Source organism: Fulvivirga kasyanovii, from assembly GCF_009711405.1.
GTDB lineage: Bacteria > Bacteroidota > Bacteroidia > Cytophagales > Cyclobacteriaceae > Fulvivirga > Fulvivirga kasyanovii.
Map to the genome: position 1 here is coordinate 1 of NZ_SMLW01000555.1, position 6,587 is coordinate 6,587.

Sequence of the window (6,587 nt, forward strand, 5' to 3'; positions counted from 1 at the left end):
CCTGCCTTTATAAAATTCATTAATCTAAAAAGCTTTGAGAGATCTGCCCCTGATAGTAAGAGTAACGACAATTGTTTTCCTGATGCTGATGGTTTTTGTCATCCTGATCATTGGGAGGGAGTTTTTGTACCCTGTTTGTCTGGCTATACTTTTTGCCTATTTGCTTTACCCCTTTGCCAGCTTACTGGAACGGTGGAAGTTTCCCCGCGTGCTGGCTATACTTGTCTCCATTATTTTAGGTATGACGCTGATCGGAGGGGCTGTATTTTTGCTTTACCAGCAGATGACGGTTTTTGTAAGTGACTTTCCGGAGTTAAAAGAGCATGCCCTTGATAACCTTGATCAACTTCAAACCCGCATTGACAGTTGGGTGGATAATGGAGAGAGCCAGCGTTGGTGGTTAAGGGAGCGCATTTCAAGCCTGATCAATAACAGTGGGGATTTAATGAATATGGTGTTTAGTGCCACTACCGGTACCATTGTTAAAATGGGACTACAACCTGTTTTTGTGTTTTTTATGCTCTACTACCGCGACCGTATCAACAGGTTTATATTTATGGTATGGGATTTTAATGACCGAGGCAGACTGGTTATCATTCTGAAAGAGATTTCCGAGATCACCAAAAATTATATCAGTGGTGTTTTTATAGTAGTGTTTCTACTTTGTATCATCAATTCGCTGGGGCTTATGATCGTGGGCGTGGAGTATGCCGTTATGTTTGGCATACTTTCCGCCGTTATGAATTTCATTCCTTATTTTGGTACATTGATAGGTGCCGCGTTCCCTCTGGCTTTTACCCTGGTGTCTGATGAACCCGGTAATGCCATTGGAGTGATCATCCTTTTTATGATTATCCAGTTTACCGAAAACAACATTCTGACCCCTAATATTACCGGTGGCCGCGTAGCCATCAATCCGCTGTTTACCATACTGATCATCATTGCCGGAGGTATGGTGTGGGGTTTGCCCGGCATGTTTATGAGCGTGCCTTATGCCGGTATGTTCAAAGTCATTTGCAAGCACTACGAGCCGCTTAAACCCATCGCTTTTCTGCTTTCAAGGAATAAAGGTTCTCAGCTCAGGGACGGTCTTAAGCTGATCCGGAGAGTGTTTCGGAGAGGGAAATAATCATCGGTTTTTAATTCTGGTTAAGGGTGATCGTAAAAGTAGTCCCCATGCCCTTGAGGCTGGCTACTTCTATTTTTCCTCCGTTTTTCTCTATAAATTCCTTGCAAAGGATTAGTCCAAGTCCCGTTCCTTTTTCTCCCGCGGTGCCACTGGTACTTTGGGCTGAGCCGATTGAAAAAAGATTGGTAAGCTTTTCTATACCCATGCCTATACCCGTGTCTGCTACGGAAATTTCGACCTTGCTGTCATCCACACTTTTAGTAGATACCGTTACAGTTCCGCCTTCATTGGTAAACTTGAGGGCGTTGCTGATCAGGTTTCTCAATACAAGAGTTAGGTGGTCTTTGTCAGCGTATATTTTCAAATCCGGTTCAAGCGTTTTCTCCAGGGCTATTTTTTTACTGGCGGCCACCGTATCCAATTGAGACATAGTCTGGTTGATGATGTCTTCCGTATCAATCAGGTCAGGCGTATGGTCAACCTTGTTCATTTGAGTGGAGGCCCAGGTCAGCAGGTTTTCAATCAGGTTGAGCGTGTTTTTGGCAGACTTGTTCAACTCTTCCGAGTAAGCCGTTATTTTTTCCGGAGAAAGGCGGTTGCCATTATTGGCGAGCATTTGCGAAAATCCGGCTAGTGCACTTACCGGGCTGCGCAGGTCATGCGCCACAATTGAGAAAAACTTGTCTTTGGTGGCATTCAGGTCTTCCAGCTCCTTTTTCTGTTCATTGATCTCTTCAAAAGCCTTTTCTAACTCAGCCGTTCTGGCGATTACTTTTTGCTCCAGTTGCTCGTTGATCTCCTGTAGCTCGGCCACCAATTGCTGGTTGTTCTTTTTCAGGGTAAGGGCTTCCAAAGCGTTGTCTATGGTTACTTTGAGCTCATCTTTGTTCCAGGGCTTGGTAATGTAGCGATACACCTTGCCGGAATTAATTGCCTCAATTATAGCTGACACATCACTGAAGCCTGTAAGGATCATCCTGATGGCCAACAGATCTTCCGGTAAATTTTTCAGGAACTCAATACCCGTCATGCCAGGCATGCGCTGGTCGGTTATGATGATCGAAATATCGTTTTCATCAATGATTTTAAGTCCTTCCGAAGCGGAAGTGGCAGTGTAAATGTCATAATACCTTCTAAACGATGACCGGAAGACAATAAGATTGTTTTGCTCGTCATCAACATAAAGTATTTTTGGCTTTACCTCTTCAGTCATTTTAGTTTAAATTTAAAGGTAGTTCAATGATAAATTCTGTTCCTTCACCTGCGGTACTATTAACCTCAATTTTACCTTGATGTTTTTCAATAATACCGTAGCTGATGGATAGCCCCAGGCCAGTCCCTTCACCCACATCTTTGGTAGTAAAGAAGGGATCAAATATCCTTTTTTGAAGTTCTTTACTCATACCCTTGCCCGAGTCTTTGATCTTAACAATGGCATACTCATCATTCTGCATGGTTTGTATACAAATGCGTCCCTCATTATCTATGGCCTGTATGGCGTTATTCAATATATTCATAAAAACCTGATTAAGCTGACCTGGATAACAATTGATAGGTGGCAGGTCTCCATATTCCCTGACCACCTCAATTCTGTTGGTCATCTGGTTGCGCAGAATGACGAGGGTAGAATCCAGCCCTTCATTAATATCGGCCTTTTTTAGCTGATCTTCATCCAGCCTCGTGAAGTTGCGCAGGCTTTTGATAATTTCTGTGGTACGGTTAGCGCCGGATTTGATGCTGTTCAGCAACTCTGGGATTTCCTCCAGCAGATAATCCATTTCCAGCTCTTTCTTCAACCGCTCTATTTCACTGAATAGTTCACTATTGTCTGCATCAGGGGTTATCTGATTGTACTTTTTAATGATCAGGCTCAGATCTTCATAGTTTGTACTCAGTGAATCGATACCAGCAGAAACAAAGTTGATCGGGTTGTTGATCTCATGCGCCACCCCCGCTGTAAGCTGGCCAAGTGAAGCCATTTTCTCAGACTGCACCAGTTGGGACTGTGTTTGTTTTAGATTTTCAAGCGTAGACGAAAGCTCTTCGTTGATCTCGTTCAACCGCCGGTAAGCGTAAGCGTTATCCAACGCAATGGCTGTGTATGCTGCAAGGGTGCGTAATATATCCAGATGAAAGGGTTGGTAAGCATTTTTCCTGAAACTTTGAACGGTGATCACGCCAAGCATCTTGTCTTTGATCCAAAGGGGGATGTAGATGATCGATTCGGAGTGTGCTTTACCTGCAGTGGGTGCAGTTGTCAATGTTTGAATATAATTGGTGTATTCCTGGCTCAAATTATTGATAAATACCTCTTTACGATTATTGAAGCACCATATAGCCATTTTACTGTCATCACTGATGGCGTGTGAAAAATAAGGTAGTTCTTTTTCGCTTTCATAGGCATACCGGAAATCCAGACTTTTGGAAGTTTCATTGTAAACCCCCACCCCAAAAGAAGCAGCATCCATCAGGGAGTTAATACTTTTGTACAAGGTGTTAATAATGCTTTTCAGATCTAGCGTAGAGGTGATATTCTGACCGATCTGGCTTAGCGTAGTTACATTTTGATATGACCTTTCCACTTCATTTTTTTGCTTTTCGATCTGCTCTTTTTGGTCATTAATTTCAGCGGTCCGGGTTTCCACCATAGCTTCCAGGCGCAGATTGTCTTTTTTAAGCTTCTTTGAATATCCGTTAACCAGCAGGTACATGAAACCAATGCCCGCAAAACCGTAGATAAGGTAGGCCAAAGACGTGCGGTACCACGGAGGGAGTATTGAGAAATTAAATGCCGACTCTTTGCTAGTTACATCATAAAAGTTTTTTGCCTTTACTCTGAAAGTGTATTGCCCTTCCTGTAGGTTGGTGTATTCCTTTTTGGTTTCTTTTGACCAGGCAGACCATTTGTCGTCATAGCCATCGAGTTTGTATGCATACAAGTTGCCGCTTTCATGTTCGAAAGCGGTGGCTGCGTACTGGAAAGAAACCGAGTTGTTTTCATATTCCAATTCAGGTACCAACGACGACGGCTGCACTGATGAAAGCAGACGGGGTTTATTATAGGTAGGGCCAGCTCCTTCCGCAAAATATGTTCCTTTAAATACAACAGAGTCATCAGCCACTTTTACACGGCGGATCAGCACATCAAAGGATTGTTTGTACTCCCTGTCATATTGGCTGTCATACCTGAACAACCCGTCTGGCGTGCCAAACCAGAGTATCCCATTCTTGTCTGTATAGCCAGTTACCTGGTTTTCCGGCGACACGATGATCCGTTTGAATGGGTTTTCGTATAAGCTGTAGCTGCCGTTATTTTCTACCAACATACCTTTGCCCTGGTCAGAATCAAACCAAAGGTTTCCTTTTTCATCCTTATTGATATAGTATATCCACCGCTCCTTATGGTTAAAGGCTTTGTCTATTTCAGGGTGCTTTTCAAACATATCCCTGAGCCTATTGTACCGGTATATGCCTTTTCGTGTAGTAAGGAGTACTTCATTATTTATGTGAAAGAAGTAGTTCCAGTTGAGTATGGGTAGGCCTTTGTCCAATCCGTAACTTTTTATATCAATATTTTCTTTCTTTCCTTCCAGGTAAGCCTGCCAGTCGTCAGCGTTGAACTTGAAGGCTCCACCGTATAGTGTGCCGATCCACAGGTTACCATAGTTGTCAGGCTTTATGCTCCGGATCTCTTCCTGCGGCATTTCCAATTCACCTTCCTTTTTCCATTTTCCACCAGAATAGCTCAGCGAAACAATTTTGCCTATCATGCCAATAAATAAGCGATCAGGATATAATGGTGAGCTTCCTATAGATCCAACACGTGCGTTGAATATCTTTGTGGCTACGTCATTGTTGATCTCATAGACTCCGTCAGACGTGGCAAGTAGCAGTTTCTGCTTGCCGGGTGCCGATGGAATATCAAACTTTACCAGCTCCCAGCACTGTATATCCACATTATTGATCTGCTCAAACCTGTCGTTCTCATTAAGTATAAATACACTCTGATGGGTGCTTACATATAACTTTCCTTCATGCCGGTTGATAGCTAGTATGCCACCGTTGAGCCCCGATACCTGATCGAAAATGGTAAATGGGGAAATGACTTCAACTTTAGAAATACCATTGGCCAAAGCCATCCACAAAGAACCATAGCTATCTGAAAAGAGGTTGTAGACGATCTGATATTGCAGCCCTTTGGTTTCATCGAGGTGCAGCAAAAGCTCACCCTCTTTGCTAATGACCACCAAGCCTTCTTTAAGGGTTCCCAGTGCAATATTTCCGTTGTTCAATATGGTGCCGTGGTATATTTTGCTTTCAGAGAGTAAGGCATCCACCTCAGTTTTAAACTTCTGCATCGTGCCGGTTTCAGGATTATAAAGAAACAAACCCTGGCTGCGGCTACCGATCAATATATTGTCATCAAATGGCAGCATGGCCGATGCAAATTCCTCGGCAAACAGAGCCCCGCCCTTTACAGCTTTAAGGGAGTCGCCACTTAGTGTCATTAGTCCTATACCATCTTGCCGCAGGTATATGTTGTTGTTGATCAGAAAGCTTCGGTGGTAGGCATTTTTTAACGGCCAGCTTTTAATGGTATCGTCTTTATAGCAGAATAAGACATTGAAAGACTGGAAATAAACTTCATCGTCTCTGACCAATGTTGTCCATATGTCGGAGAATGTACTGGCTTGGTCGGGGAGGAGGTGGGTAAGTGAGTGGTACGCCATGTCGCCACTTTCATCTGGGGCGAGATACCCGAATTCTCCCACTGCACCCACGAAAATTACTCCATCATCATTAATAGCCAACGACCTGACAATAGACCGGTTTTTTACAGGAATTAATCTCCAGGAGACCCCATCGTATTCCATAACACCTTTATTGTTACCGAAATACATCACGCCACGCTGGTCTTCTATGATTGACCAGTTTTGGGTATTTGCATTATATTCTTTCGGGGTAAAGTTGGTGATAAAGGGGCGTCCAGTTTCCCGCTGTTGCCCGAAGGATAAGGTAATAACGCAAAGAGTAATTAAAATGCCTCTGAAAAGTAAGATCATAATATGGAGTAAACCGTAATGTTAAAAACAAAGTGCAACAACCGGTGCTTTAAAAAACGGGCAAATATTACATAGGAAATATTAGAGCAAAGTTTGTTCCTTTAGTTTTGAAAACCAGGGAAGTACAGCGTGATTTATATGGGTGATTATAAGTGAACAGATATTTTGATTAGTAAGCTTCTGTACCTCAATGCCTTTGTTGAGGGGATAGTTCCTTTTCTTCAAAATTACTTTTCCTTATCTTGTTTGATTCGTAATAATACCGGAAGGCTGAGAGATACCCAATATGGGAAGTGGGAAGTGTTTTTGGGAAACATTCCCAGGGGTTTTTAGGGTATTATTGCTCTTATAACTTCTCCCTTCAAATGAAATTCCGGAAGGTGCGGCGGTCGGCT

The 6,587-nt window shown here is 43.1% G+C and carries 3 protein-coding genes; 1 reads left to right on the forward strand and 2 read right to left on the reverse strand.

Annotation, left to right across the window (positions count from 1 at the left end):
* Nucleotides 1–34 precede the first annotated feature (34 nt).
* Nucleotides 35–1,129 carry an AI-2E family transporter gene (locus tag E1163_RS13585; protein ID WP_155172675.1) on the forward strand — a complete coding sequence of 365 codons (1,095 nt, stop codon included), beginning with the start codon at nucleotides 35–37 and terminating at the stop codon, nucleotides 1,127–1,129.
* A 10-nt stretch (nucleotides 1,130–1,139) separates the two neighbouring features.
* Here E1163_RS13585 and E1163_RS13590 read toward each other — a convergent pair whose 3' ends face one another.
* Nucleotides 1,140–2,342, reverse strand: coding sequence for a hybrid sensor histidine kinase/response regulator (locus E1163_RS13590; RefSeq protein WP_155172677.1), 1,203 nt, complete (start codon nucleotides 2,340–2,342; stop codon nucleotides 1,140–1,142).
* A gap of 1 nt (nucleotide 2,343) precedes the next feature.
* Nucleotides 2,344–6,192 (reverse strand): sensor histidine kinase, encoded by a 3,849-nt coding sequence (locus tag E1163_RS31405; RefSeq protein WP_155172679.1) that lies wholly within the window; start codon nucleotides 6,190–6,192, stop codon nucleotides 2,344–2,346.
* Nucleotides 6,193–6,587: the final 395 nt, after the last annotated feature.

Coding starts and splice junctions, on each gene's coding strand:
- E1163_RS13590 (WP_155172677.1), bottom strand. CDS start 2,342: ATGACTGAAGAGGTAAAGCCAAAAATACTTTATGTTGATGACGAGCAA.
- E1163_RS31405 (WP_155172679.1), bottom strand. CDS start 6,192: ATGATCTTACTTTTCAGAGGCATTTTAATTACTCTTTGCGTTATTACC.